Genomic DNA, 2,547 nt, shown 5'->3' on the forward strand with positions numbered 1-2,547 from the left:
GATGGCGGACATGGAAAGCTCCCAGCCAGCGGTCTGATCGACTCCCCGCTGGCGGACACGAGATCTCCCCACTGACGGACACATGATCCTTCTGGCGTCTGGTGATCATCGGCTGTTGTCTAGCCGACGTGAAGACGAAAGAGGAGATCATGGAGATTCTGGAAGCGTATGACCTCACAGGCAGTTACCGTGCAGCGGCCGATCTGGCGGGCGTCGACCACCACACCGTGAAGCGGTATGTACTGCTGCGAGGCAAGGGCAGCGACCCGACAAGGCGACAGCAGCGGCCCAAGATGATTGACGAGTTCATGCCGAAAATCGAGGAGCTGGTCGAGCGGTCCGGCGGCCGGATCGGTGCTGACCGGGTGCACGAGAAGATCACAGCGATGGGTTTCACTGGCACCGACCGCACGACCCGCCGGGCGGTGGCCGCGGCCAAGGCCTCCTACCAGGCCGGCCACCGCAGAGTGTTTCGGCCCTGGATCGCTGAGCCTGGACTGTGGATGCAGTGGGACTGGGGCGACGGGCCGAAGATCGCAGGCCGCCGGACCTGGCTGTGGTGCGCATGGCTGGCCTGGTCGCGCTACCGGGTGGTGATCCCGGTGCTGGACAAGACGCTGCCGACGATCGCCACCTGCCTGGATATGACGCTGCGCCAGCTCGGCGGCGCGCCGACTTATGCGCTGACCGACAACGAGCGGACGGTGACCACCGATCACATCGCGCGCATCCCGGTGCGCAACCGGCAGATCATCGAGATCGGCCACCACTACGGGCTGACCATCCGCACCTGCCTCCCGGCCGACCCGCAGTCCAAGGGCGGCAGCGAGGCCACCGTCCGCATCGCCAAGCGCGACCTGGTGCCGACCGAGGTCAACCTGCGCCCGGCCTATCAGAACTTCGGCGAGTTGGAGCAGGCCTGCACTGCCTTCACCACCGAGGTCAACGGCAAGGTCCACCGGGCGATCCGGCGCCCGCCCGCCCAGGCCCTGGCCGAGGAACGACACCGGCTGCACCGGCTGCCCGAGGCGCCGTTCACCGCGGCGCTGGGCACCACCCGCAAGGTCGCCGCGGACGCGACGATCTCGGTGGATGCGGTCCGCTACTCGGTGCCGCACCAGCTGGCCGGCACGACGATCTGGGCCCGCTTCCACGGCGACGAACTCGTCGTCACCGCCATCACCGAGGACGGCGCAATGGAGGCGACCCGCCACCAGCGCTCCACCCCGGGCAACCCATCGATCAAAAACGAGCACTACCCGCCGCGTCCCGACCACGACAGCCAACGCGTCCCGAAGGCCACCAGCGCCGAGGAGGCCGCCTTCCTCGCGCTCGGACCTGGTGCGGCTGCCTGGCTGACCGAGGCCGCCACCTGCGGCGCCCGCCGGATCCGGCCCAAGATGGCCGAGGCCATCCAACTGGCCAAGCTCCACGGCACCGCCGAGGTCGACCGGGCCCTGGGCACCGCGGCGATCGCCGGACGCTTCGCCGAAAACGACCTGATCTCCATCCTTGACCACCACATCGGACGCCATATCCCCGAGCCGACTCGCGCCTCGGAAAACCACAGCCTGCAGCCGGGCACCTCGGCCTGGTCCCGCTTCGGCGTCGCTCCCGAAGGAGACGAACACTGATGGCCGCCCCGCTTCGCACCGTGCTTGGCAGCAACGGCGACCCGCTGGCTGAGGCCATCGAGCTGACCCGGCGCCTGAAGCTGCCGCACATCCGCCGCGCGCTGAGCGACCTGATCCCCACCGCCAAGGCCCAGCGCTGGGACCCTGCCGAGGTCGTGCGCGTGCTGCTGGCCGAAGAAGCCGCCGGACGGGACGCAGCCAACCTGCGCACCCGGCGCAAGCGCGCCGCCTTCCCCACCGGCAAGACCTTCGGCGACTGGGACGAGAACGCCTCCTCCATCTCCCGCCAGGTCCAAGACTCCCTCAAGACGCTGGAGTGGATCAAGCGCAAGGAGAACCTGTGTGTCTGCGGTCCCTCGGGCACGGGCAAGAGCCACTTCACCGAGGCGCTTGGCCAGGCCGCGATCGAGGCCGGGATGACGGTCGCCTGGTTCGCCATCGAGGACCTGGGTGCCCTGATCCGCCGGCACCGCGTCGATGACTCCCTGGCCCGGGCGATGACCCGCCTCATCCGCAGCGACCTCATCATCGTCGACGACATCGGCCTGCTGCCGGTCTCGGCCGACGCAGCCGAGGGGTTCTTCCGCCTGGTCGATGCCGCCTATGAGCGCCGCGCGATGGCGGTGAGCTCAAATCTGCACCCGTCAGGCTTCGACGAGATCATGCCCAAGACCTTGGCCACCGCGACGGTTGATCGTCTCCTGCATCACGCTCATGTCGTGGTGACGCAGGGTGACAGTTTCCGGCTTACCGAGGCAACCACGGGCAAGGGGGTGAGGCCCCTCACCTGACCCGCGCGTCAGAAGGATCATGCGGATCACGTGGGGAGCTTTGCTGTCCATGGGGAGTTTTGCTGTCCGCCAGCGGGAGGCATCCGCTGTCCGCCACCGGGGAGATCAAGGTTTCCATTGAC

Annotated in this window: 2 protein-coding genes; both read left to right on the plus strand. The window is 68.2% G+C overall.

Translation table 11 applies throughout. The features are described from left to right. Window positions 1-128: 128 nt before the first annotated feature. Window positions 129-1,634, plus strand: a complete 1,506-nt coding sequence (gene istA / locus Pta02_RS40595; protein ID WP_203880382.1) for an IS21 family transposase — start codon at window positions 129-131, stop codon at window positions 1,632-1,634. Further along, a complete protein-coding gene (gene istB, locus Pta02_RS40600; protein WP_203880383.1) occupies window positions 1,634-2,425 on the plus strand; it encodes an IS21-like element helper ATPase IstB in 792 nt (263 codons plus the stop codon). The genes istA and istB overlap by 1 nt, the downstream gene beginning before the upstream one ends. The last annotated feature ends 122 nt before the right edge of the window (window positions 2,426-2,547 follow it).

The sequence above is a fragment of the Paraplanobispora takensis genome (assembly GCF_016863195.1).
GTDB classification, from domain to species: domain Bacteria; phylum Actinomycetota; class Actinomycetes; order Streptosporangiales; family Streptosporangiaceae; genus Planobispora; species Planobispora takensis.